Annotated in this window: 24 protein-coding genes, 1 tRNA gene and 1 pseudogene; 12 read left to right on the top strand and 14 right to left on the bottom strand. The window is 30.3% G+C overall.

What is annotated here, in order from left to right; all coding sequences use genetic code 11:
- Positions 1–51: 51 nt before the first annotated feature.
- Positions 52–456 (top strand): hypothetical protein, encoded by a 405-nt coding sequence (locus tag EC396_RS09095; RefSeq protein WP_129366393.1) that lies wholly within the window; start codon positions 52–54, stop codon positions 454–456.
- Between the two features lie 172 nt (positions 457–628).
- Positions 629–1,270, top strand: a complete 642-nt coding sequence (locus tag EC396_RS09090) for a DUF6266 family protein (RefSeq protein ID WP_129366392.1) — start codon at positions 629–631, stop codon at positions 1,268–1,270.
- Between the two features lie 422 nt (positions 1,271–1,692).
- Here EC396_RS09090 and EC396_RS09085 read toward each other — a convergent pair whose 3' ends face one another.
- Entirely contained in the window at positions 1,693–3,279 is a 1,587-nt protein-coding gene (locus EC396_RS09085; RefSeq protein WP_129366391.1) for a hypothetical protein, read from the bottom strand.
- Between the two features lie 219 nt (positions 3,280–3,498).
- Between EC396_RS09085 and EC396_RS09080 the strand changes: the two genes are divergently transcribed.
- From EC396_RS09080 to EC396_RS09055, 6 genes are all read left to right on the top strand, one after another.
- A complete protein-coding gene (locus tag EC396_RS09080) occupies positions 3,499–5,097 on the top strand; it encodes an alpha-L-fucosidase (protein ID WP_129366390.1) in 1,599 nt (532 codons plus the stop codon).
- A gap of 6 nt (positions 5,098–5,103) precedes the next feature.
- Positions 5,104–6,711 carry an alpha-L-fucosidase gene (locus EC396_RS09075; protein WP_129366389.1) on the top strand — a complete coding sequence of 536 codons (1,608 nt, stop codon included), beginning with the start codon at positions 5,104–5,106 and terminating at the stop codon, positions 6,709–6,711.
- A 574-nt stretch (positions 6,712–7,285) separates the two neighbouring features.
- Positions 7,286–8,428, top strand: coding sequence for a hypothetical protein (locus tag EC396_RS09070; protein WP_129366388.1), 1,143 nt, complete (start codon positions 7,286–7,288; stop codon positions 8,426–8,428).
- Between the two features lie 69 nt (positions 8,429–8,497).
- Positions 8,498–9,571, top strand: a complete 1,074-nt coding sequence (locus EC396_RS09065; RefSeq protein ID WP_129366387.1) for a nucleotidyltransferase family protein — start codon at positions 8,498–8,500, stop codon at positions 9,569–9,571.
- 88 nt (positions 9,572–9,659) lie between these two features.
- The gene (locus EC396_RS09060) at positions 9,660–10,019 is read left to right on the top strand and encodes a hypothetical protein (RefSeq protein WP_129366386.1); all 360 of its coding nucleotides are present in this window, start codon (positions 9,660–9,662) and stop codon (positions 10,017–10,019) included.
- Positions 10,020–10,023: 4 nt separating this feature from the next.
- The gene (locus EC396_RS09055) at positions 10,024–10,392 is read left to right on the top strand and encodes a YchJ family protein (protein ID WP_129366385.1); all 369 of its coding nucleotides are present in this window, start codon (positions 10,024–10,026) and stop codon (positions 10,390–10,392) included.
- A gap of 17 nt (positions 10,393–10,409) precedes the next feature.
- Here EC396_RS09055 and EC396_RS09050 read toward each other — a convergent pair whose 3' ends face one another.
- Entirely contained in the window at positions 10,410–11,216 is an 807-nt protein-coding gene (locus EC396_RS09050) for an aminotransferase class IV (protein WP_129366384.1), read from the bottom strand.
- 82 nt (positions 11,217–11,298) lie between these two features.
- Complete coding sequence (locus EC396_RS09045; protein WP_129366383.1) at positions 11,299–11,682, bottom strand: START-like domain-containing protein; 384 nt, start codon at positions 11,680–11,682, stop codon at positions 11,299–11,301.
- Positions 11,683–11,807: 125 nt separating this feature from the next.
- Here EC396_RS09045 and EC396_RS09040 point away from each other — a divergent pair.
- Both EC396_RS09040 and EC396_RS09035 read left to right on the top strand, forming a co-directional pair.
- Positions 11,808–11,881: transfer RNA gene (locus tag EC396_RS09040), tRNA-Met, on the top strand.
- 52 nt (positions 11,882–11,933) lie between these two features.
- Positions 11,934–12,452, top strand: a complete 519-nt coding sequence (locus tag EC396_RS09035; protein WP_129366382.1) for a hypothetical protein — start codon at positions 11,934–11,936, stop codon at positions 12,450–12,452.
- Between the two features lie 134 nt (positions 12,453–12,586).
- On the opposite strand, the pseudogene EC396_RS09030 reads toward EC396_RS09035, so the two are convergent.
- Positions 12,587–12,694, bottom strand: a pseudogene (locus EC396_RS09030) (IS3 family transposase); the annotation flags it as partial.
- A 449-nt stretch (positions 12,695–13,143) separates the two neighbouring features.
- Between EC396_RS09030 and EC396_RS18095 the strand changes: the two are divergent.
- Positions 13,144–13,497: a transposase gene (locus tag EC396_RS18095; RefSeq protein WP_240665674.1), complete on the top strand. Its 354-nt coding sequence runs from the start codon at positions 13,144–13,146 to the stop codon at positions 13,495–13,497.
- Positions 13,498–13,748: 251 nt separating this feature from the next.
- On the opposite strand, the gene EC396_RS09020 is transcribed toward EC396_RS18095, so the two are convergent.
- The 10 genes from EC396_RS09020 to EC396_RS08975 form a co-directional block, all read right to left on the bottom strand.
- On the bottom strand, positions 13,749–14,858 hold the full coding sequence (locus EC396_RS09020) for a hypothetical protein (RefSeq protein ID WP_129366381.1): 1,110 nt from the start codon (positions 14,856–14,858) through the stop codon (positions 13,749–13,751).
- Between the two features lie 15 nt (positions 14,859–14,873).
- Positions 14,874–15,230 carry a hypothetical protein gene (locus EC396_RS09015; protein WP_129366380.1) on the bottom strand — a complete coding sequence of 119 codons (357 nt, stop codon included), beginning with the start codon at positions 15,228–15,230 and terminating at the stop codon, positions 14,874–14,876.
- A gap of 133 nt (positions 15,231–15,363) precedes the next feature.
- On the bottom strand, positions 15,364–15,915 hold the full coding sequence (locus EC396_RS09010) for a hypothetical protein (protein WP_129366379.1): 552 nt from the start codon (positions 15,913–15,915) through the stop codon (positions 15,364–15,366).
- 64 nt (positions 15,916–15,979) lie between these two features.
- Positions 15,980–16,711, bottom strand: a complete 732-nt coding sequence (locus tag EC396_RS09005; protein ID WP_129366378.1) for a hypothetical protein — start codon at positions 16,709–16,711, stop codon at positions 15,980–15,982.
- Positions 16,712–16,730: 19 nt separating this feature from the next.
- On the bottom strand, positions 16,731–17,621 hold the full coding sequence (locus EC396_RS09000) for a WG repeat-containing protein (protein WP_240665673.1): 891 nt from the start codon (positions 17,619–17,621) through the stop codon (positions 16,731–16,733).
- 625 nt (positions 17,622–18,246) lie between these two features.
- Entirely contained in the window at positions 18,247–19,770 is a 1,524-nt protein-coding gene (locus EC396_RS08995; protein ID WP_129366376.1) for an amidase, read from the bottom strand.
- Between the two features lie 68 nt (positions 19,771–19,838).
- Positions 19,839–20,411: a Crp/Fnr family transcriptional regulator gene (locus EC396_RS08990; protein ID WP_129366375.1), complete on the bottom strand. Its 573-nt coding sequence runs from the start codon at positions 20,409–20,411 to the stop codon at positions 19,839–19,841.
- 302 nt (positions 20,412–20,713) lie between these two features.
- Complete coding sequence (locus EC396_RS08985; RefSeq protein WP_129366374.1) at positions 20,714–22,369, bottom strand: rhomboid family intramembrane serine protease; 1,656 nt, start codon at positions 22,367–22,369, stop codon at positions 20,714–20,716.
- Positions 22,370–22,544: 175 nt separating this feature from the next.
- Entirely contained in the window at positions 22,545–23,078 is a 534-nt protein-coding gene (locus EC396_RS08980) for a GIY-YIG nuclease family protein (protein WP_129366373.1), read from the bottom strand.
- Positions 23,079–23,233: 155 nt separating this feature from the next.
- Positions 23,234–23,824, bottom strand: a complete 591-nt coding sequence (locus tag EC396_RS08975; protein ID WP_129366372.1) for a hypothetical protein — start codon at positions 23,822–23,824, stop codon at positions 23,234–23,236.
- Positions 23,825–24,035: 211 nt separating this feature from the next.
- On the opposite strand from EC396_RS08975, the gene EC396_RS08970 reads away from it, so the two are divergent.
- A partial coding sequence (locus EC396_RS08970; RefSeq protein ID WP_164975233.1) for a transposase occupies positions 24,036–24,572 on the top strand: 537 nt, incomplete at its 3' end.

Here is a 24,572-nt window from a genome sequence, read left to right as displayed (position 1 = left end):
ATTATATGCGCGAAGCGCTTTCCGAAGCATATAATTTTTAAATCAGAAACTATGTCAACTTTTGAAATCAAAACCCACCGAACCGGAAGAACCTACAACGCGCCGCACTTTTTTATTTTATCTAAAGGCTTAAACAGTGGCAAGCCAATGGATGATCCTTGTCCAAATTGTTTTGTGATTACAACGCATTCAGAAGAAACCCGGCAAACATTATACTACCTGTGTTTATCCCTTAAAATTGGTAGGTTTTTCGGTTATTACTTAAAAGGAAGTGTAATCCCATTTATTTGTATCTCAGATGCAAATAAAGTAATTCAAACAGCACTACAAAATTACAAGCTCGACCATTGGAGTTCCAAAGTTGAAAAACTTATAAAAATAAATCAGTTTGAAGAAAATTTAAAAATGCAACTTCAAACAATCCAAAAATTGAAAATTGCCTTACTGACATCTTAACAATTCTCACATTGTCAAAATTAATAACGCAAAAGAATGCAATACTATGAAACAAAAACCCCTTCATTAGTATTGCATACTTATTGCCATATATTACATAGGATTGGGAATGCTTCAGGCCAAAGCCGTACCAAGTCCGAATAATTATTGTTTAATTTAATACAAATTCAAAATGGGTAAAATATCTCAGGGAATTTTAGGTGGTTTTTCAGGTAAAGTGGGTAACATTATCGGTGGAAGCTGGAAAGGGATTAACTACATCAGGATTAAACCTACAAGTGTAGCCAATCCAAGAACTAAGGGACAAGTAAACCAAAGAACAAAGTTTACTGCAACCTTAGAATTTTTACAGGCTGTAAAGCCTTTTGTTAGTGTAGGATATAAAAATCTTGCAATAAAGAAAACTGCATTTAATGCAGCTATGTCTTATGTTTTAAACAATGCGATTACTGGTGTTGACCCTGATTTTGAAGTCGACTATTCTAAAGCATTGGTTAGTAAAGGAGTACTCTCTGGTGCACTAAATCCTACTATGGATCTAGCAACCGCAAACCAAGTTACATTTAATTGGGATGACAATTCTGATCAAGGAAATGCAAATGTTACTGACAAATCAATGTTATTGATTTACAATCCATCACAAAAAGAATCTATCTCTGTTTTAGATGGAGCTTCAAGAACTGGCGGAACGCAAACAGTTTCAATTCCTGCGACATACTCAGGAGATACTGTTGAGGTCTATATGGCATTTATTTCAGAGGACGGCATCCAAGTATCAAACAGTATTTATATTGGTTCTGGAGTAGCTAGTTAATGTTTAATTTCTTAATTCAAAAACCGCTCAAAAATGAGCGGTTTTTTTATGTTCAAATATTTATGCATTTTTACATTCTAATTAGTAATTGTAGTTATCTATCTTTACTTGTGCTCAATTAGTCTTTATTAATTAGTACTTGTTGGCTATTTGTTGCCTAATATACTGAAAGCCTTTAATATCATTGATAATTACATATTGTATCGGGAAGTAAAATAAATCTTTCTACTTTCGTTTTTAGTAGTGGGTTTTGTTTTAAAACAAAAGTGTACTTCCCTAAAATATTTTTACTAAAATTCAGACAACTTATTACGACTAAACATGAAATAAGAAAACCAAAATCCACAAACAAGTAAAGACATTATTACGTAAATTGTCTAAACAATTTTCGAGTTTGTACTAAAACTTGTCGGCATTAAAAATTATTTTATCTTATTCAAAAAATTACACAAATTATCTTCTCTTTTTAAATTCATTTTTTTTCGGATGCGTGAACGAGCCATATGCACACTATTTACAGAAATTCCTAATAAGTGAGACATTTCTTTGCTGTCGAAATTAAGTTTCACAAGAGCACAATGCTTCAAATCTGTAGGAGTTAAATCAGGATATAATTTCAATAATTGGTCGTAGAAACTTTTATTGATTTGAGTAAAGCGGAAATGAAAATCTTCCCATATTTTCTTATTACTCTGTTTATATTTGATGTTCAAAGTTTTATGTGAATCTGGTGTTTTATCTTTTAGTTCTTCTAATAGTTCTTTAACAAATTGCTCCTTCTCTATTATTTGCAGGGCATTAGCTGTAAGTTCTTTATTTTTGATATTAAGTATCGTTTTGTTCTTTTCATCGTTAAGTTTCTTATTAAAAGCTAGATTTTTCATTTTTACTTTCAACCTAAATGTGACAAAGGCTATAGATGTCAATAATATAATTACAATAATTAATAACCTTAATCTAAATTTGGCTTTATTATTCAACTCCAACAGTTTAGTTTGGTTTTCTATTTGTTCTTCCTTTTTTTGCAGATCGTCTTTGTATCTGTTTTTAATCTCAAAAAGACTTTTATTTTGTTGACTTTGGGTATTAAATAAGCTATCAGACCACTTCTTTGACTTTTGCATATTATCAAAAGCAAGCTTATGGTTATTCGCTTTTGCATACAGCATTGCAATTTTCTCCAAAACTAAAGGCTTCAGTTTGGTTTGAGTTTGCAGAGAATCTATAGCAATAAGAGATTTGTTATAGTAAACAAAAGCACTATCTGTTTCATTAATGGCACTTTTCAATTCACCCATATAATATGACACCGAAACTTGAAAACCATTTCCTTGTTTTTCAAGGTATGCAAGTACACCTTCTAAATATTTTTTAGCCTTATCATATTCTTTTAGTTCAACATATACTTGCCCGTATACGCCATCAACAAAATATAACCTGCTTCCTGACTTGTCAGACTTATAACAGGTATCAAGATATTGGAGCGCTAAATCATAATCATGCATTGTTACATATTGTATGGCAACATCAAAATAACAGGCAGTAAGTCTCTCCCTAAATTTTTCATCTAACTTTACGTATTTTTTGGCAATTTTCAATCCTTCTTTCACATGATATAAAGCCTCCTTTTCTATATTATAAACACCATATAGAATGCCTAACATTTGATGAATTTCTAGCAGTGGCATTTTGTTAGAAATCTTATAAGCCATAGGCATTACATCCCAAAGTAAATCGAATGCATTATTAAATTTACCTTTCCGGTACTCAATATCAGACATATGAACAACACAGTTTAAATGATTGATGGTATCACCTTTTGATAAAAAGTATTCTGATCCTTTTGTAAAATAGGAATAAGCCTCCTCTGCAGGAGCTTGTGACATATGATATCGATCCTGACTAAATTTCTCAATTTGAAACAATGATGTATCTGTTGAGTTTTGGGGTAAGACTGAAGTTGGGCAAATAATTATTAATACATATAAAAAAAATATCCAAAATCGCATGTTGTTTTTTTTGAAACGCAAGATAGTTAAATCTGTTTTAAATATAGTTTATGTTGGAGGTATGAACACTAGAATATAGTTATAATATAGTTGAAAATAAGTGTAATTAAATGCTTGTGTATAATTTTGAAATGTTGATATACAGAAGTATATAGTTTAACATAAAACAATTTAAATAAATCATCCACAAGAATATAATAACATTAAACTAAAGCATTTATGAATCTAATTAAATCTATTTTACTACTAACCATTCTTTTTTTTAGCAACCATATAAATTGCCAAAAAAAATCACAGCAAAATCTAAGCGAAACTATTGAAGATAAAGAGAAACATGAAGTAAAAAAAGTTTATAAAGAAGAATGGCCATCCATAGCTCGGCATTCAACACCTGAATGGTTTAGAGATGCTAAATTTGGCATTTACACACATTTTGGACCAGCCGTTTTGGCAACTCAACACCAAACTACCGAATGGTGGGGTTGGGCTATGTATAATAAAAAACAAAAGTATTGGACAAATGCTGTTCGACCTGATTCTCCCGATACTTCACGAGAATTTAAGCTACATCAAGAATTATTTGGAGACCAAAATGTATATGGTTACAAGGATTTGATTATGGATTTTCAGCCCGATAAATTTGATGCAGAAGAGTGGGCAAATTTATTTTTTAAAGCTGGAGCTAAATTTTCGGGTCCTATGGGATGTCATCACGATAATTTTATGTTGTGGGATTCTGAAGTTACACGTTGGAATATGAAGCGCACTGCTGGTATTGATGTTGTAGGTGAGTTAGAAAAAGCTATTCGTGCAAAAAATATGAAATACCTGATAACTTTTCATCATGCTTTTTCTTGGTGGTTCTTTACCGAATCGCATAAATACGATGGCGCAAATCCAGAATATCAAGATTTATACTGTAAACCACATACATTTTCTGACGATCCAGATAGTTTTGGAGAATACCCCGATGCCGAATACGAAGATTTATGGTTTAAAAAGCTAGAAGAAGCTGCTATAAAATATAAGCCAGATTTATTTTGGTTTGATATGGGGCTAGAGTTATTAAGCGATGATATTCGTAAAAAAGCTTATGCAATGATACTTAATAATGGGGAACAAAATCAGCAAGAAATTGGCATCTCTTACAAAACAAAATTTGACATTTGTATTCCTCCATCGGCAGGTATTCTTGATTTTGAAAAAGGCCGCTCACAAAGTGCTCGTGAAGATGCTTGGTTAACCGACACCCCCCTTAGTGGTTGGTTTTATAATGGTCGTAAATCTCGATCTTCCGAAGCCATTATTGAAATCCTTATTGATATTGTAAGCAAAAACGGATGCTTGCTGTTAGATGTAAGTCCAAAACCAGATGGAACCATTCCCAACGATCAAAAAGAAACCTTATTAGGTATAGGTGAATGGTTAAAAGTAAACGGTGAAGCAATTTACAATACACGTCCGTGGGTTATTGCTGAAGAAGGCCCAACGAAACTCGAAAAAGACGGACATTTTAATGAAAATTGGGAAGCGATTTACACCGAAAGAGATATTCGATACACACAAAGCAAAGATCATAATACACTTTACGTAATTGTGATGGACAAACCTACAACAAATACCGTGGTAGCTAAAAAACTGGGTAAAGGTTTCGAATATTTAAGCCGCGAAATTGAAAGTGTAAGCCTAATTGGTTCTCATGAAAACATTGTATGGAAGCAAAACGAAACTAATATGACTTTCTCATTCCCTAAAAATATAAACGGGAAACATGCATTTTGTTATAAACTGAAATTAAAAAAAGTATCAAACAACTAAAATATTATGAAAAATAAAATTCAAACTTTAGGAATGTGTATGGCATTTCTTCTATTTAGCATAAACCAAATAGTTTACGCACAAAACAAACTAGCTGAAAAAGAAAATGCCAGTGAAGTCGATCAAATTGAACAGGCAAAAAAGTCAGGTAAAACATTCAAAGAAGAATGGCCTTCCATTGCCAAACATTCTGTTCCTGAATGGTTCCGAGATGCCAAGTTTGGAATTTTCACTTGTATTGGCCCAGCTACTTTAGCCACTCAAAATAAAACCACAGAATGGTATGGATGGGCTATGTACGATACCATTGGTGTATATTGGAATAATGCCCCTAGAGGAGAAGCTAAACCATCTGGAGAATTTCTTAGACATAAGGAATTATTTGGCGGCGATCAAAACGAGGTAGGATATAAAGATATCATCAAGCAATTTAATCCAACTAAATTCAATGCTGAAGAGTGGGCAGACCTCTTTGACAAAGCTGGTGCAAAATTCATGGGACCAATTGGTGTATTTCACGATAATTATCTAAACTGGGATTCTGATGTTAGCCGTTGGAATAGCAAAGACATGGCTGGAGTTGACATTACTGGAGAACTTGAAAAAGCCATCCGCAAGCGTAACATGAAATACCTCATTACTTACCATCACGCTTTTACTTGGTATTGGTATTATCATTCTTTTGCTTTTGACGGGGGAATAACAGGTAATGAAGACCTTTACGGAAAAGTCCATGGCTTTTCACCCGATAGCGATAGCTTTGAACCATATCCCGATGCTGATTTTGAAGAACGTTGGTTTGATATTCTAAAAGAGTCTGCTGACAAATACTCTCCCGATTTATTTTGGTTTGATATGGGGTTGGAGTTGCTAAGCGACAATATTCGTAAAAAAGCATTTGCTTATTTACTAAACGAAGCAGAACAAAAAAAGCAAGATATTGGTTTGTGCTACAAAATAAAGTTCGACGTTTGTATTCCTCCACGTGCAGGTATCCTCGATTATGAAAAGGGGCGTTCAACGGGGCTACGTGCAGATCCTTGGTTAAGTGACACTCCATTAGGAGGTTGGTTTTATAATGGCCGTAAATCGCGTTCTCCTGAGGCTATTGTAGAGATCCTTTGCGATGTTGTTAGCAAAAATGGTTGTCTACTACTTGATGTTAGTCCTAAGGCTGATGGAACTATTCCTGAAGATCAGAAAGAAACATTATTGGGAATTGGTGAATGGTTAAATATGAATGGTGAGGCTATATACAACACACGTCCCTGGAAAATTGATGGTGAAGGTCCTACTACTTTAAAGACGGATGACCATTTTAATGAAAATTGGGAAGCAATTTATACAGAAAATGACATTAGATACACCAGAAGTAAAGATGAAAATACACTTTATGTTATTGTTCTAGATCGCCCAACCAAAGGTAAAATAACAGCAAAAATGTTGTCGACTATTTTACCTTACTTCGATAAAGAAATAGCAAATATTAGCTTGATTGGCTCTGATGAAAAAGTAGTGTGGAATAGAGATGTTTATGGTTTAGAACTTTCGTTTCCTAATAACCACCCTGGCAAACACGCTTTTTGCTATAAAGTTAAATTAGTAACAAAATAAAGTTATAAGACAAATACTCATGGTAATCTAATTTAAGTTCCTGCTATACGTATTTTACAGTCTATGTCTTTACATAAATAATCTTGACCGAATTTGACATTCATTAATTACTTTTTTAATTATTATTTTTTATTGTTGTTTATGATTATTTATTGCTGATGGCGGGAAATAAATCGGAATTATTTGAAGCGCAATTCTCAATCTAACAGCAGGATTTATATAGTACAGTAAAAAAATTTAATAATCAAAATTGTAATAATTAGATAATTTTGTTTCTGAAAAATAGCCATCTAAGAAAAAGCAAACAAACAACAACAAAATTACAATTAAAGAAGCGATTCAAAAAATGGGAAATACGCTGTTTTTACGACTACAGGAACATTTCTTATTTTAAATCCTAAAAAAACAAATGTAAAATCTACTGATGATATTGAAAATCAGCGAGGTGGATTTTTAATTTATCAAACAAAAGCAACTTAAACCATATTGATTTTTTTCAGTAAGGTTTTTGTACTTTTACACCAATAACCTTATTGTACAAGTCAAAACTATTTGCATTAATTTTAAAGCTTTTATGAAAAATAATTTAGCCCAAACATACACACAATTAATAGGTCAAAATTACATACTTTGGTTTAAAAAATCGAATAGTTATATTCTACTAAATGAATTATTATACAGTTATTTAACAATATATTTAGCTGCAAAAAACAAATCACAATTTATCAATGAAATTGTTAACCTTAAAGGTTTTAAAAATAAAAATTCAGAAGCAACAGCTATTTACAATGATATTTCATTGTTTTTAGAAGATCAAAACAAATCATTTTCTTTAAATAAATCCGAAGAAATAGAATTTAACAACCATCACCGTAACTTTAAAGAAAACTATCAAATAGATAAACACCCTATCGAAATTTATTTTTCTTCTGAAAAAATAAAGCAATACATTCACCCACAATTAATGCACTTATGTAGCACTTCAAACATAAAAAAAACTACAATTTTTGATATTTATGAAGAAAACAATGAATTATTTCTTTTTAAAAACGAAGTATTTGTAGGTGCATACGAACTTAAAAATTACCATTTATTGCAAGGGCGTTTTGTGATGGAACTTTTATGTGTACTACACAATAAAAAAGAACACGATTGGTTGGGAACTTTCCACGCTTCAACAGTAGCTAACGGAAAAGAAGCTATTATGTTGGTAGGTGATAGTGGCAATGGTAAAAGTACATTTTGCGCTTTATTAATGGCTAGTGGATTAGATTTAATAGCCGATGATATAACACCTATACTATCAAAAAACCAGGAAGTGTATCGTTACCCTGCAGCCATTTCTATAAAACAAGGTGCTTTTGATATGCTAACTAATTATTTCTCTGATTTTATTAATTTTGAAAGCTTTAACAGTGGCACAAAAAAAGGACTACTAAAATACATTCCTCCAAAACAAAATTTTGAAAACACCATTCAACATGTACCCTGTACAAAAATTGTATATGTAAAATATGATGGCCTTGCATCAACAAGTTTAATTAAAACAAGTGCAGATCAAGTATTACAAACTTTAATTCCAGATTCTTGGGTTTCTCCTCAGCAAAAAAACGCCAAACAGTTTTTAAGTTGGTTAAAAAACGTGTCCTACTACAAATTATCCTATAGCGACAACAACAAAGCTATTGAACTTTTTAACCAGTTATTCAGCAGTTAACATTCATTAAACGAAGCGAATCTAGTTAAAGATATAACCAAACAACATCCAATTAATTTTGTCAAATTCATGAAAAATCAATTCAATACATTAGCAACTATTGGTGCAATTTTAAGTTTTAAAAGTGATTCTTATTTATTAAAAACTACTTTACAAGCTGAAAACTTCAATTGGGATGACATTGTAAAAATTGGTAGCAGACACTTGGTTTTACCTGCCATATATTGCAGGTTGAAGGAAAAACAGTTATTGAATTGCTTACCTGAAGATTTGGTCCAATATCTTGAAAAAATCGCAACAATCAATCGCAATAGAAACCTTGGAATTTTAAATGAAGTTAAAGAGATTAGCGAACTGTTTAACAAACACCAAATAAACCATGTTTTTTTAAAAGGAACTGCTTTAGTTGCTGGTAATTATTATAAAGATATAGCAGAACGCATGGTTGGTGATATTGATGTTTTGGTAGCTTCAAATCAAGTTCAAGAAGCTTTTGAATTGATGCAAACAATTAATTATAACAAACCCGAAGAAATTAGACTTAGAGCAACTCTTTTTGAATCCAGACACCTTCCAAGGCTGACAAAAAAAACAGCTTTAGCTGCTGTTGAAATTCATAAAAAAGTTTTAAAAAAACCGTATTTTGATTATTTAAATCCTTCTGAAATTTTAAACAATAAAAACATTTTTCAAGGTATTTCAATTCCAAATAGCGAACACTTATTAGCACACAATGTACTAAATCTCCAAATAAATGACCAAGGAAGTTATTATAACAATATAAATTTCAGAATGGCTTATGATACCATCTCAATTTTGAAAAAGCATTCAACAATTGACATACAACATAACTATACCAACGCATTGTTTGTTAAATATTTTATGAGACATGGGGTATTTTTAAAAGATATTAATTTTAAACCAACAAGTTTTCAAAACAAAATATATTTGCATTTTTTTAAGTTTAAAATAAAACACCAATGGTTTTACTCTTTTTGGAATAGCACTTTATTTTATCTAGATTATTCAAAATTTCTTTTAAATCGTTTATGGCTATTCATTTTTAATAAAGATTATCGAAACGATATTATCAAGGATCGAGAAAGGGTTTTTAGAGAACATAAAAAAAAGCTGCTCAATTAAAGTTTAAAAAAGCATTTATTTTTTATTCAACTTAAATTTAATCAAAACTTACAAATAAAAGACGATTGGTTACTAAATTGAAAACATCATGAAAATAAAAAATTTAGCGGGAACCTATACAATTATTGGAAGCAACCAAGATGCATCTGACAACAATTATAAAGGAACGCTTACATTAGAATTGGACACTAACAATCGAATATCAGCCAAATGGTTAATAGGTTCTAATCAAAAACAAGTTGGAACTGGATTTTTTAAAGACAATATTTTAGTGATTAATTTTAGCTATATAGGTGAAAATCTAAATACTTTTAAAGGTGTGGTTGTTTATCGCTGTATATCCAATGATATTTTAGATGGATTTTGGTCTGAAGAATATGGAGATCCTTTAAATTTAGGCACAGAACGCTGTTTTAGAATAAAAGACAAAAAAGAATTATTAAACTAAGCATATGCAATGTCCTTGTAATCCATCTAAAAAATATAGTGATTGTTGTCAAAAAGCACATCAAAATATAAATAAAGTTTCATCAGCAGCACAATTAATGCGCTCAAGATACAGTGCTTTTGTGTTGGCAAATATTAACTACTTACAAAAAAGTCATCATTCCTCTACCCGACCAAACAAACAAGAAAAAAGAACCATTGAAAAATGGACGAAATCTGTGAACTGGGTAAAACTAGAAGTTTTAAACGCAACAGAAGATACTGTTGAATTTAAAGCTTTTTTTATAGTAAACGGAACCACCAATGTTATTCACGAAAACTCAAAGTTTTGTAAAGAAAATGGTCATTGGGTGTATTTTGGGGAGAATATTTAACCTAATAATTATTAAAACTAAATTCCTTTTAAAAGTTCTAAAGCAATTTCAGTTTTAAAATTACTTTTTCTATATCTTGTAATTGGTTGTATACCAACAATGGCATTTGTTATAAAAATTTCATCTGCTTTTTGAATTTCAAAAGGAGAAATTTCAGTCTCTTCTATTGTATATTTATTTTGTTTTAAAATCAATTCAATTACTTTTTTTCTCATAATCCCTTTAACACAACCGTCACTAATTGATGGTGTTTTAATGGTACTGCCTTTAACTATAAACAGATTACCGTTGATGGCTTCAACAACCTGTTTTTTTTCATTTAACAAAATACAATTGTCTAAATTATTTTCAGAAGCATAGATACTTGCTAACACATTTGTTAATTTATTAGTTGTTTTTACAGTTGACAACAAGCCTGAATACACAAAATAATCTTTAAACAAATCAACTTCATATTCGCTTTTTACTTCAACTTTTAGCAGAGAAGCCTCAATTAAAAAACCAACTTCATTAGAAATTGGAGCGTATAACCCACCATCTTTTCTAAATACTGTAAATCTTACCCTGGCACTTTCTAAATCATTACTTTTAAAAGTTTTAACTATTTCATTTTCAAAAAACTCCATAGTAAAGTTCATTGGGATTTCCATACGTAACATACGCATAGAAGCCATTAATCTAAAATAATGATCTTCTAAAAACTGTATATTCCAATTTTCAACTTTAATAGTTTCAAACAGTGCATCTCCATACTTAAAAGCCCTATTATTAGCATTAAAAATTTCTTTTGAACTACTTATTATTTCTCCGTTAAAATTTATCATTTTCTACTAATTATGTGTCAAAACTACATAAAAAAACCCTGAATAAATCAAGGTTTTTAACTATTTTGTTAGCATCTTATTTTTAAGCACCAATGGTGTGCTTTAACTCATCAATTTTATTTGACCAAAACATTTTAGCCTCATCAATTTCATCTTCATCTGCAAAATCAACAACTATTAACGAAACATCTTTAGTTAATTCATCAATTTCCAATCTAAATTCGAAAAAAGACTTTGGATCTTCATCTTCCAACCACTTAAATTTTATTTTCTCTTCTGGTCGTTCTTGTAATACTTTGGCTTTTTCTTCAGACCCATCCCATATAAAAGTAAATACTTCACCTCGTGAATTTACATTGTCCGCAAACCATTCTGAAAGGCCAGAAGGCGTGCCAAAATATTGGTATAACATATGCGGTGTAGCGTGTATTGGGAATTCTAATTCAAATTTGGTTTTTACTGACATTTTCATTTTTTTATTTGGCAATATATATAATTATTCCTTTTAAAAAAAATTAAAATAATTAAAAAATATATGAAATAAACTTGTGGCTTCAGAATATTTATTTTTATATTTGCACCCTCGAAAAAGGCGAGGTAGCTCAGTTGGTTAGAGCGTCGGATTCATAACCCGGAGGTCTCGGGTTCAATTCCCGATCTCGCTACAAATTTAAATGTTTCAAAAACAACGGTTTAGCTTTCTAAACCGTTTTTTTTATGCCTAGTTTGAAGGAAATTATTACATTTGAATACGAAAGTGCATACGATTCTGCATACGATTTGCCTGTGAAAAAAAATTATTCTTTACCAAAATTACATACTGCTGGTGGCGATTTATCCAAGCGTTGGTACGTCTATTTTTCTTACAGAAACCCAAAAACTGGAAAATTAAAACGTGTAACTCCTTTATATGGCGAAGCAAATAAGTATAAAACGAAAGAAGATCGTTTGTATATTTTATCTGCTTACAGAAAAAAAATATTAGAACTTTTAAAAAAAGGTTACAATCCTTTTGATGAAAATGCTGAATTACATCAAAAAGAAACCGACCCAATTGTTGAAAAAGTTGTTGCAACTGTAAAACCTGAAACAGTTGCAGAAGCTGAAATAATAAATAAACCTGAAAAATCTAAAAAACCAATCTTAAAATCAAAAGTCAAAAAACAGCGCCCTGAAATTTCTGATGAAAAGATTGAAAAAATGATTTTGGAAAGTGTATTTAAGGTTAAACTATAATTTCACTTTGTTGCAACTTGTTTGCAACAAAAAACCAAATTAGTTGCAACTGATTGTTGGATGTAGTTTCGACTAGCTTTGCAATCAAAAAACCCATTAATAGACTGAACCCAAAAGTTTGGACAAATTTATAATTAATTTTGATAATAATGAGCTCGATATTGTATCGGGCTCATTTTGTTTAAATTTGACTTGATTCTGTCATTATTGTAATAATTTATATATTCATTTATTTCCTTTTTTAATTATTGTTGCAACCAATTTACAAGTAAAATAAGCTTTGATTGGCAGTTTTAAATGTATTGCAACTTAAATTAAATTTAGTTGCAACTGGTTCTTATTGGTTTGTTGCAATCAGTTTTTTTTAGAAATATTGACTGTTAATTAAGATGTTCTAAGTATGTTACAACCTAAAGCTAACATAGTTGCAACTGAATTTTTAAAATTACAACCACTATAAAAAAACTCTAAAGCCATTGATGGTAATTTACCTGCTTATATTAATGTTACAAATGGCAAAACCGCAGACAATAAAGGAGCTTATGAGATCCCGATTTTAAAAGGAAGTGTTATTGTAGCTGATCAATTTTACAATGATTTTTCACTTTTAAATGTTTGGGACAGCAGTGGTGTGTTTTTTGTCATTAGACATAAAGAGAATCTATAATTTACTACAATAAAAGAATATGTGTTGCCTCAGAATTTACATCAGCATATTCTAAAAGATGAATTAATTGAACTCAAAAACGATCCTTCAAAAATTAAATACCCCAAAAAATTAAGACGTGTTTCCCTTTGGGACGAACAAAACCAACAAGTAATAGAAATTATAACCAATCAATTTCATTGGTCACCTAACACTATTGGTGAATTGTATAAGAGTAGATGGCAAGTAGAAATATTTTTTAAAGACATTAAGCAGTTACTGCATATAAAATCATTTATAGGCACTTCTGAAAACGCCGTAATGATCCAAATTTGGACAGCTTTAATCACTATACTTATACTAAAAGCATTAAAAGCTCAATCAAAATTTGATTGGTAGTTATCAAATTTAGTAGCATTCATAAGACTGAATCTATTTGTTAAAATTGACTTGCAAAAATGGCTCGACAGACCTTTCCAGAAACATATAGAACCGCCTCCAGAAAATATACAAGGGGTTCTGTTTTGAAAAAAGACCATTTCAAAGATTAAACTCAATGAAATGGTCAGGTTTTCTATGTATGGATTTTATTTAGGACAGGATTGAGTTTAGATATAGAAAAGACAACTTATTTTAATATTTTATTTAATTTATTGCTCTTTTCCATTAACTAATTTAACTGGTTTTTTATCTGATCCATATACAGGATCACAATCTACAGTATAAGGATACCCTCCTTTAAACTCACCTTCACAGTTATAATTTGAATTTGTTAAAATACCTTTTCCATGCGGAATATAATTTTCATACTCCCCTTCGTATTCTCCAAATTTTGAATTTATTGAGAAAACTCCTATGGGCTTATTATAAAAAAAAGTAGAAATCCAAAAATTTAACTGTACTGCATATTTGTTATCTGAATTAACAACAGGTCCAATAAAATTAGTATAGGAAATAGTCCCTTCTTGATCCATTAACCTACCATCTACTAGATTTCCTTTGTAAGTAATTACAGAATATCCGTTATTTATATATTCTAAAACTCCTGAACCTTGTAATAAATTTTTTCCATTTTTTTCTGTAAAATAACCAGACCATTTAAAAGTGAAATTTTCCTCAGGAAAAAGAGCATCATAAAAACATACTTGATTACCTTCATTAGTAAAGATTCTTAATTTCTCTTTTGGGTTAAAAATTTCCTCTAAAGTTTGGTTTTTAAAAGAAGATGTTAATAGTTCAGAGAGTTTATAAGAAAGTGAATAATTAAAATCAATTGTGTTTTGAGCGGCTATAATATTAGTTAATGATGCTTCTAAATTATGTCTTTTATTGTCAAAGTCGCAATTGCTGTTTTCAGTAAAGCATTTTAACTGCTTCATTTCCTCTGCATTCATCTTATAGGAACTAAATGCAGACTGTGATACTGTATTAGTTGAGTCAATTTTTTGGTACAAACCTTTAATTTTAGGTTCCAAAGCACTGTCTTGAAGTGCTAATTCTGTACCTTCATTTAACATTTCACAAGCTTGTTGCAACCTATTGCAATATTGTATTTGTTCGTTCAATAAAGATTCTGAGAATCCATTTTCAAGTGATTTAATGTATGAATCTACAAGATTTTTTGTGCTATAATTTATTGAAAATCTTGCATCACTCATTTTTTGGTTATAAACTTCTTGGTTTTTATTGTTGGAAGTTTGCCCGTAAATTAAAATTGGAAATAGTATTCCAATAATAATGATTTTTAATTTTGTTTTCATATTATATTTGGTTAATTAATTCTGGTTTTTAGGATATTCGAGCATTACTTTTCGTAAAATAAATTCACTTTCTTCGCTAAAATCATCTTCTAAATATTTGTTAGCAATCTCAGCTATATCGTTTTGTGAAATTGGATACTGCATACATTTTTCTTGAATTTCCTTATCATAAACTTGCTTTTTACCGAGTAAAATCCGGGCTTTATTATCAAGGATTAACCCAATTATACCTAAAAGAACATAATCAGCTGTTTCGTATTCTTGCAATTTTATTTTATCGGATTCTGAAATTTTCGCATCATTAGCATATACCTTTTTTAGCCATTCAATCAAATCAGATTCACAATTATTTTTTATATACTTTTCTATCACAAAATTTATTTAAAACTATTTTATTTCATTTAAAATGCAACGCTAACAATCAATTGTTTTTAGGATTTTTAATTGATCCACATTTGATTGAACTAAAGTGTGTATCACTGCGATACCGAAGAATAGTAGTATTTTATTCTTTTTTTAATCTGCTTTTTATTATTGGCATAAGACTAAAATTATTTCCTTGCGTGAGAGGTTCATAATTTATTCCAAGACTAATTAAATGTTCATAAGCTAGAACATATAAACTTAATTTGGATCCGGAATTAACATTTTCTTTACAATTTTTCAAAACTATTGCTTTTGCAAACTCAACATCTTCTTGGCTATATTCTTCCGGATCCATATACTTATAAAAAATATCATAAATATTTTCATACTGTAAATTATTGCAATAGGAAGGGTTAATAACCCAAAAAATCATTTCAAAATCATCAGCTAATGAATTATAACTTGATGCTTGCCTACAATTATTATCTAGCACTTCGAGAATAATATTAGCTCTTTGAAGTGACATTGTATTGTTGTTTACTCTTTGTTGTAAATCGTTGGTGGATTCTTTCATAAGTTTTTCGCAATAAGCTTCATCTACTCTTCTAACTTGAGAATAAACTGTTTGTGTAGCAAAAAAAAGAACGGCTATAAGCCAAATTAAATTGGGTAGCATTGTATTTGTTTTCATAAAAAAAAGGTTATTAAAAATTAGGTTTAAAATTTAAGTTTTTAATATTTTAAATACTGTGCTATTATTTCATTATAAATGCACCGCTATCAATCAATTGCTGACCAGTTTTTCCACCAAGATCAACAACATCAATACGAACACCTTTTAAGGTATTTGCAATTCCAGTTCCTGTGGTAATTCTTTTATCAATGTAATCTAGAAGAGTTTCTGGTTTTCCATCAACAATTTCAACAGCATTAAAATCGATTTCAAATTCTTCATCGTCAAAAAGAATTTCATCATAAAGATCAATAATTCCATTTAAGATAGCATATTTATAAAAGTGCATACTTCGACTCGTATTACTTTTAGGGTCTTTGGCACAAATCATTTTATTTTTGTTTTGATTTAAAAAATCTGAAAGTATTGAGTTAATGTCCTCATTGTTTGGATTGACTCCGATTTGTGTTGCAATTTTTTCTTTAAATTTACTAGCATTAAAACCTTCGCGTAGTGATGCTTCTAAATATGCACATGCAGTACCTGCCGCATTTTTAATTTGTTCAGGGGTGTAGGTTTGTATATTGGCTAAAATCACAACGTTGGGAGGAAAAAGTTCCAAATACTCGGCAACATATTCTTTTAGTTTGCAGCCACAGTCTTCTGGGTTGTTTTCAGCATAGGCAAGGGCTGTTTGTAGCTTTTGTAGTAAAATAATGTGCTGTGCTTGGTTTGATGCAGTAAGTGTACTTGCTTGTATGCTGTTAAAAGTAGCAAGACCAAGTATAAAAAATATAATTTTAAGTGTTTTCATAGTCATTATTTTTATTAATTTATTCTTCAATCCATTCTTTTTGAACGTATGCAGGATAGGGTAATGTTTCTTGGGTTTTGTATTTAAATTCGCTTCGTTCTTCACCTGTTAGCCAATCTACCCAACCCCAATTATTGTCTCTTAAACAAGCGAGTTTAATTACGTTATTTTGATCATATAATTTGTAATCTTCATATATACAAGGAACCGATTGTTTGGTTTGTTCGCCATAGCTAAATTGAGATAAGTAGAAGCCAATTTTACCATTTTGTGTAACAGCGGTAAACTTTCCATTCCACGAGAAGAATGCTATGTCATCGTAGTTTGCAGGAATTAATGTTTTAATTTCGGTACCTTCTAAATCTTGATACATTCCCCATTTTTTGGTGCTTTTGATTCTACCTTTAAAAACGCCATCTCCGTTACCTGAATCAAATAAAATTACATCGCACTCTAATTGCTTTTTTGCTCTTTTAATAATGGCTATTTCCCAAGGAGATACATTTTGAAGTGGAACTTCATCAGGTGTTTTGTATATGCAATCTATAATAATTTCTTGCTCAAACCAATCGGCTAATCCCCAAAGATTGTTTTCTTGAACAAGTGTGTAATATGCTTCGTTTTTTTCTTTTATAAGAATTTTAGAAAATTTGCATTCTACTTTGTTTGCTGCATTTTCTATTTCATACGGATTTAGAAGTATTCCGTATTTATTTTTGTTTTTTACAATAGCAAAGGGTTTTTGGTCAAACCAACCTAAGGAGTCAAATTTAGGTTCGATAATGGTTTTTACGTCTATATCTTCTTTGTCATAAGCTGAAATAGCATACAATCCCCACTTTTTATTTTTGTAAATTTTAGCTACTTCATCACCTCCAAAATAGCCCCATTCTATTTTTTTTGCTTTCATTTTTTTTAAAATTTCCCTATCGAAATCTTTTTGAGAAAAAGCATTTTCACTGAAAATCAGGAAAAAAAATAAAACTAGTATTTTATAAAAAATCTTCATCTTACTATTATTTAAATGTGTAAGTTTTAGAGTTGTTTTAGAGTTTATTATACTAAAATAAAAATTTTATTTTATAAATTATTTTTTTTTGCATTTTTATACAATTATATTTAAATTAAAATGAGGTAGTTATGAGATAAAATGATTTTAATTATCAAATATCAGATTTGATAAATATATCTGCATATAAAAATTTTATGGTAACTCATTTGCATTTTGGAATAGATTTTTTAATTAGAGTGAATTTCAAAATTAGAAATGAATGAAATTAGTATCGAGTATCAAATTCAATAACTAAAGAAGAGTTTTAAATACAATTTTCTATAGAAAATCAAAAACCAAAACTTAATTTACTACAAAAGCAAAAACTTTTAATACCTTATTTTAATTAAAATGTTTATTCTTAATGGCGCGTATCCGTGTAGAATCTTTGAAAGATAATTCAATGGTGTTTTTAAGGTCTCTAGCTACGGCTACCATTGTTACCTGCTGGCATTTTGAGTTTCATTTCAAATACTTTTCCTTTTTAATCTTGCAAAGGGAAATTTAATTTTTCAGAATATTCATTTAAAATTTTTCCGATTTCCAATAATTTGAAATCTTCATATCTTTTACCAATAACCTGAATACCTATTGGCAAACTGTCTTTTGATAAAGCAATAGGCATTGATAACACAGGGCTCTCGGTCAATGTGAAAGGAGTTGTATATGCTTGTGTTGCCATATAATAGTGGATTTCTTTATTGTTGACAAGCAAAGGGTTATTGTAAATACTGAAATTGCCGTATGATTTACTCGGAGCATGATGTTTGAATGCCTTTACAGAACTAACTGGACAAATGAAAACATCATACTCGTTTAAGAAATTTTCCATAATTGTAATCATAATGTCTTGAATATTCATGGCAATCATATATTTTTCTACGGAAGTAGGTTTCACAATATTTTGATGCATTGGCACATTTTTTAAAACACCTTTTGCAAAAGGTAATCCTAACCATTTTACGAAATTTGAAGTATTATAACCGCCTTGCATTCCTACAAAACTACCCCAAGTTTTCCATACCTGATAAAAATCTAATTCGGGAACAGTTTTAACTACTGTTGCTCCTGCTTTTTCCAATTTCTTAACATAGTTTTTAATTGTAGTTTTTATTTCATTATCAACCGGAACACCGCCAAATTCATCTGTCCACGCTATTTTTAGTTTTTTGATGTCAAAAGTATCAGTACATTGATTGAGCGGAACAAGTCTTTGGTCGGTAGTTGTGGTTTGAGCAATAATTTGCAAGGCAAGTTCCAAATCATTAATATTTCTTGCCAAAGGTCCTGCAACTGCAAGTGATTTTAGTCCATTGGTTTTCTGTTTTGGGTCTGTTTGAATTCCATTTAATGAAACTACACCAAAAGTAGGTTTAAATCCATACACACCGCAATATGCCGATGGTAGGCGAATAGAACCAGCAAGGTCATTTCCGAAAGACAATGGTGTCATGCCTGTTGCCAATGCTGTTGCACAGCCGCCACTGCTACCACCACTTGTTCGGGTAGTATCCCAGGGATTGTTTGTTTTACCGAAAATCGGATTATCAACTTGCATATCCATTGCCAAAACGGAAAGATTAGTTTTTCCGATGATAATTGCACCTTCAGCCAAAAGTAGTTTCACAAGTTCTGAATTTTCGTCCGGCACACTATTTTTCAAAGGTAAATAACCGGCTGTTGTTGTCAGTCCCTTGGTTTTGTAATTGTCTTTTATTGTGATTGGAACACCGTGAAGTTTACCCCATATTTCTCCTTTAGTCAAAGCCAAATCGGCTTCTTTGGCTCTTTCAAAAGCTTGCTTCTTATTGAGTAGCACAATGGCGTTATAAGTGTCGTTTTGTTTTTCAATTTGTTCAATATATGCCGACACTACCTGATAAGAACTGATTTTTCCTTCTCTGATTTGTTGTGTAAGGCTTCCTGCCGTTTTAAATAAAATCGTGTTTTGTCCCATTGCCTGATTGATTAAAAAAGTTAGTAAAATGAATAAGAATGTTAGTCTCATGCTAATCGCCTTTCAATTAATTAAAATGCAAAGTTGATAAACCGTTTTCCTAAATTCATTCAACTATTTTAATAAATCATCTTTTTTCGGATTTGACTTAAATATTGCGGTGTGATATTTAGAAAGGATGCTATAAGATACTGTGGGACTCTTTGTAAAATGTCTGGGCGGTTTTTTATAAGTTTTTTGTATCGCTCTGTAGGTGATAAAAATATGTTATCTCTTAGTTTTGCCTCCCAACTGGTAAAAAGATTTTCTGCAATCAAGCGTCCTGCCCTTTCATAGGCTGGATTTGATAAATAGAATTCATCCAATTCCTTTTTTGAAATAGTATGCAGATGCGTATTTTCCAACGCCTTAAAGTTCTTTTTAGCAGCAGCATTGTTAATAAAAGCAGGATAGTCGGCAAGGAAACAACCTTCTAAACAAAAGTCCTCAATAATATCATTGCCATCCTTTTGATAATATGAATAGAATGCACCCTTGGTTAATAATGCAATATTTCTACATAAATCACCTTCTTTTAAAAAATAATCACCTTTATTGATGCGAACTGGTTTCAATTTATTGAGAAAATCATTTAATAACTCAGAAGGTAGATTTAAAATGCTGTTTATTTCTTTTGCTATTTGTTCGTTCATGTATTATACTGAAATAGGTTGACCTTTTTTTTGGTTACTTTAACCGTTCAAAAGATTTTTTTTAGCCGTTTAGAAGGCAAAAAAATAATTTGAACTAGGTCGGTTCTTAAATTTTAAGTTCGAGTAAATTTACATGTTTTTTTCGATACGATTTATATTTGATGTTAGGATTGTTATGAACCTCAAAAGGCTTCCTTAAATCCAGGCTAAAATGCGGTTTAATGTTGTTGTAAATATGTACTGCTTTTTTGACAATTTACTGAATGAAGCTATTTTTTATGTGCGTTGTTGGCAAATCGTTTTTAATTAGACTGTGTTAACTCGTTAATTATTTGCTCTATTTGAATATTATAATTAGATATCTCATCATCAAATTCACTTGTGTCTTCTGTTATCGATTTAACTATCGCTTCAAAACTCTTTATTCTCAATTCACAATACTCTTTTAATTTTGCATTTCTCTGATGAATAATATCTGGCAATTCATATGTATCAACCTTTTCAATTAGTTTTAAACTCTCTTCCCAGCTTTTAAGTCCGTTTATTTGTATTTCTTCAAGTATTTGTTGATTGGTTGAATTTTGAGGTAACTGATAAAGTGCAAGTGCTTTTTCCTCTAATTTTACAAATAATGCCATATCCTTTTCGTATTTACCGATATCGCTTGTTGTGTTTTCTAAAATAGTAAATGAAGTTAAGATAGTTAGAATTGTTAGAAGTCCAATTGTGTTACGTTTCAATTTTGGATTCGGCTTTACTAAACTTGGATAAAACGAATATCCAATAATTGCACCACTTATTAAACCTCCGATATGGGCAGCATTATCTATATCACCATTAATTCCATTAACTAAATTATAAACTACAAAAACACCAATACTTGTTAAAAGTGATTTTCTTGCCGATTTCTCTATTAAATTAGTTGAAAGCATAGCAAGAAAAAGCCCATACATACCAAATATCGCTCCAGATGCTCCTGCACTTATTGTTAATTCATTCCAATAAAGACTGGCTACACTTCCTGCAATACCAGATAATATATAAGCACTTAAAAATCTTGACTTTCCTAAATATGGCTCAAGTAATAATCCAATATATGCAAGAGCATACATATTCATTAATAAATGAAATATACCAATATGTAAAAACATACTTGTTAATAATCTCCACCATTCTCCTTCAATTGATAAAGGCCTGAAATTAGCACCCCATAAAAGTAAACTTTCACTTGTTGGCATAATGAAATGAACTCCAGAAATTACCATAATAGCAAAAATCAATATGTTTATATTGATTAATATTGGTGTTACAAAATATCCATCTTGCGGAGTTAGAAGTGAAAATATTCCGGAAATTTTCTCCTTTTTAGATAAAGGAGAACTAATTATATCATCTTCTTTTTTAACAAATCCCTTAGAAATCTTTTCATATTCGTTCTCTAAGTCTAATATGTCATTATTTATTTCTAATTGTTTAAAGGTTGATGTAAATTCATCAATATTCTTTCTGTTTTTTCCCCAGTCTATTAATTGACTTCCTGTGCATTCACTTTTTATATTAATATTTCCAACTTCTATTTTTATTTGAACTTCTTCACTCCAAGAACTCATTGAATATTTTGTGTAAGCTATAAATCCTGATTCACTTATGAACCCTATATTCCATTTGAGTTTTTTCGCAGTTTCGTAGGCAAAAATAAAAGCTTCTTGTTTTGTTAAATTCGGGACTGAAATGTCATCAATTTGTTTGGGAGAAAATCCATATGCAAATCTGCTTTTCTTTTCATTTTCTCCTTTTTCTTTATTTGTTTCAACTTTTTGTTCGTCAATTTCAAATTTTTTACATTCATTCTCAAAGTCGGCTTTCTGATTTGTTAAATTGCAAATTATTCCTTGATTAATTTCGAATTTTTGATTTTTACATACTTTACAATATTCTAATTGTCTTTCTCTTGTCATTTTTTTATTTCGATGTTTAAATGTTTGCCAACGTGCTTTTAAAAGATTTGTGCGACTGGAAAATCGGAGATTTTTCGGTTGTAGCAAATCGGTTTATTAAAATGTTTGTCGGTTCATACTAGTTCATATTTAAGCATCAATTTTATGAGGTGTCGCCAAATGGTTTTGACCTTAATTATTGTTTTCCAATTATAGGGTTAATTCTGTTTCTTAATTCGTTTTCGATTACAGGAACTATTTGGTCATAATTTTCAACTTCCAGTTTTATTGTTTTAACTCTGAATTTTTCGTTATTTAAAAATTTTTTTGACTCTAACTTTAAAGCATAAGTAGGTTTATCGTTTTCAAGAAACAAATGTTGAGTAATTCTTTTTCCTACATTTTTCGATTTTCCGATATAAATCGGAATCCAGTTATCATCAACCTTTAAGTTTTCAATACTTTTTTTTCTCAACCTAGGAGTGTTATGAAATCTATGATTTACCCATTTATTTTTAAAATAAATAAACCACTCATTAAAGTCCCCAAATTTATCATCTTTCTTAATTTCCAAAAGATACACCCCTTTAAAATTTAGTCCATTTTCATTAAATAAATCTTTTGCCTCATCCAAAATAAATTCGCAATTATTTTCAAATTCAAGTCTTTTGATTTCATCTTTTAAGATTGTCATCTGCTTACTAATTTCAGAGTCAATTTTCTTTATCATTTTATTTTTTTAGCTTTTGGAGTAGTGTTTTTTTATAAAATTTAAGCGACTGGAAAATCGGAGATTTTTCAGTTGTAGCAAATCGTTATTTGAATGTTTATCGTTTGTACTAGTTCCTATGTAAGCATAATTTATATGAGGTGTTTGCTTTAGTATTATTCATTCAATTTTTTCTCAACAACATTCGGTTGTCTTTTTAATAATTCAGCAACTTTATCAATTCTTTCAAATTTTTTATAAGCTCTTCTCATAATTTCAATTTCTCTTTTTGTCCAGAATTCGTATGCTCTTTCATACATTTTTCTTGTTTCTAATTGCGGAAGAGTTAGTTTATTTAAATTAATTTTTGGTAATTTTTCAATATGCGGTTTCGCATTTTTAATTAATTCATCAATTTCACTTTCAGATATTTTCGGAATCACTAATTTTTTTGATTCTACATTTTTATTTTCATTAGATTTATTTTCTACTTTAACCCGATAAAAGTGCCATTTTGTATAATCTGGATTTACATCATCAAATTTGCATTGAGGAATAAGTTTTAACAAATCGTTATTCTTCAATTTTTTTAAAAATCTTCTAAAATAAAGACCATTGTATTTATCTTTTTCTATAAGCTTTTTTCTTACTAAAATTGGATACAAATCAATACTTCTTAAACCGTCATCATTGATTTGTTCAAGATGTTCTTGAATAGCTCTACTTATTCTTCTAGCTTTCTGAAATTCTTCGTGAGTGATTTTCATCTATCTAATTTATTGCCAACGATCTAGTATAAGAATAGTAGCTGATTAATACGCACTAATTTTTCGGTTAAACACAAATCTTTTTTTTTACTGACTTTGGATTTAGAACTAAACCCGCTATTATTTTTATACATTGTGTCTGTTGCACAAGTTCTATCAAAAATAGGTTAAAATAGTTGTAAAAAAAATGAAAAATCCGTAATTTCATGGAATGCAAGGCAAGAAAGAATATCAGGAAAAGTTATTCGCTAATTTTCAGTTAAGTGAGCGAGTACCAGCACACAATTTTTATCGGAGATTAAAACAAGTGTTGGATTTGGATTTTTTATATCTATTAACCAGACCCTATTACGGTGAAAGCGGACAAAAAAGTATTGACCCTATTGTTTTCTTTAAACTGTGTTTGGTTGGCTATTTGGAAAACATCATTAGCGATAGAGATTTGATACAACACAGCGGTATGCGGTTAGATATTTTGTTCTTTTTAGGCTATGACATTGATGAACCTTTACCTTGGCATTCCACCATCAGTCGTACCCGTCAATTGTATCCTGAAGCGGTATTTGAAGAAGTTTTCACAAAGATATTTTCTATGTGTGTTGAAAAAGGAATGGTGAGTGGACATACCCAGGCGATTGATTCAGCTCCAATAAAGGCGAATGCTTCTATGGATACTTTGGAATTAAAAGTTCCAAAAGAGGATTTGGAAGCTCATTTGTATAATATTCGTCACATTAGTTTAATGGAT

Origin of the sequence: Lutibacter sp. HS1-25 (assembly GCF_004121075.1) — a bacterium.
In the GTDB taxonomy this organism is placed as follows: Bacteria; Bacteroidota; Bacteroidia; order Flavobacteriales; family Flavobacteriaceae; genus Lutibacter.
This window is presented reverse-complemented; position numbering and strand designations above follow the sequence as displayed.

Coding starts and splice junctions, on each gene's coding strand:
- EC396_RS09095 (WP_129366393.1), top strand. CDS start 52: ATGTCAACTTTTGAAATCAAAACCCACCGAACCGGAAGAACCTACAAC.
- EC396_RS09090 (WP_129366392.1), top strand. CDS start 629: ATGGGTAAAATATCTCAGGGAATTTTAGGTGGTTTTTCAGGTAAAGTG.
- EC396_RS09085 (WP_129366391.1), bottom strand. CDS start 3,279: ATGCGATTTTGGATATTTTTTTTATATGTATTAATAATTATTTGCCCA.
- EC396_RS09080 (WP_129366390.1), top strand. CDS start 3,499: ATGAATCTAATTAAATCTATTTTACTACTAACCATTCTTTTTTTTAGC.
- EC396_RS09075 (WP_129366389.1), top strand. CDS start 5,104: ATGAAAAATAAAATTCAAACTTTAGGAATGTGTATGGCATTTCTTCTA.
- EC396_RS09070 (WP_129366388.1), top strand. CDS start 7,286: ATGAAAAATAATTTAGCCCAAACATACACACAATTAATAGGTCAAAAT.
- EC396_RS09065 (WP_129366387.1), top strand. CDS start 8,498: ATGAAAAATCAATTCAATACATTAGCAACTATTGGTGCAATTTTAAGT.
- EC396_RS09060 (WP_129366386.1), top strand. CDS start 9,660: ATGAAAATAAAAAATTTAGCGGGAACCTATACAATTATTGGAAGCAAC.
- EC396_RS09055 (WP_129366385.1), top strand. CDS start 10,024: ATGCAATGTCCTTGTAATCCATCTAAAAAATATAGTGATTGTTGTCAA.
- EC396_RS09050 (WP_129366384.1), bottom strand. CDS start 11,216: ATGATAAATTTTAACGGAGAAATAATAAGTAGTTCAAAAGAAATTTTT.
- EC396_RS09045 (WP_129366383.1), bottom strand. CDS start 11,682: ATGTCAGTAAAAACCAAATTTGAATTAGAATTCCCAATACACGCTACA.
- EC396_RS09035 (WP_129366382.1), top strand. CDS start 11,934: ATGCCTAGTTTGAAGGAAATTATTACATTTGAATACGAAAGTGCATAC.
- EC396_RS09020 (WP_129366381.1), bottom strand. CDS start 14,858: ATGAAAACAAAATTAAAAATCATTATTATTGGAATACTATTTCCAATT.
- EC396_RS09010 (WP_129366379.1), bottom strand. CDS start 15,915: ATGAAAACAAATACAATGCTACCCAATTTAATTTGGCTTATAGCCGTT.
- EC396_RS09005 (WP_129366378.1), bottom strand. CDS start 16,711: ATGAAAACACTTAAAATTATATTTTTTATACTTGGTCTTGCTACTTTT.
- EC396_RS09000 (WP_240665673.1), bottom strand. CDS start 17,621: ATGAAAGCAAAAAAAATAGAATGGGGCTATTTTGGAGGTGATGAAGTA.
- EC396_RS08995 (WP_129366376.1), bottom strand. CDS start 19,770: ATGAGACTAACATTCTTATTCATTTTACTAACTTTTTTAATCAATCAG.
- EC396_RS08990 (WP_129366375.1), bottom strand. CDS start 20,411: ATGAACGAACAAATAGCAAAAGAAATAAACAGCATTTTAAATCTACCT.
- EC396_RS08985 (WP_129366374.1), bottom strand. CDS start 22,369: ATGACAAGAGAAAGACAATTAGAATATTGTAAAGTATGTAAAAATCAA.
- EC396_RS08980 (WP_129366373.1), bottom strand. CDS start 23,078: ATGATAAAGAAAATTGACTCTGAAATTAGTAAGCAGATGACAATCTTA.
- EC396_RS08975 (WP_129366372.1), bottom strand. CDS start 23,824: ATGAAAATCACTCACGAAGAATTTCAGAAAGCTAGAAGAATAAGTAGA.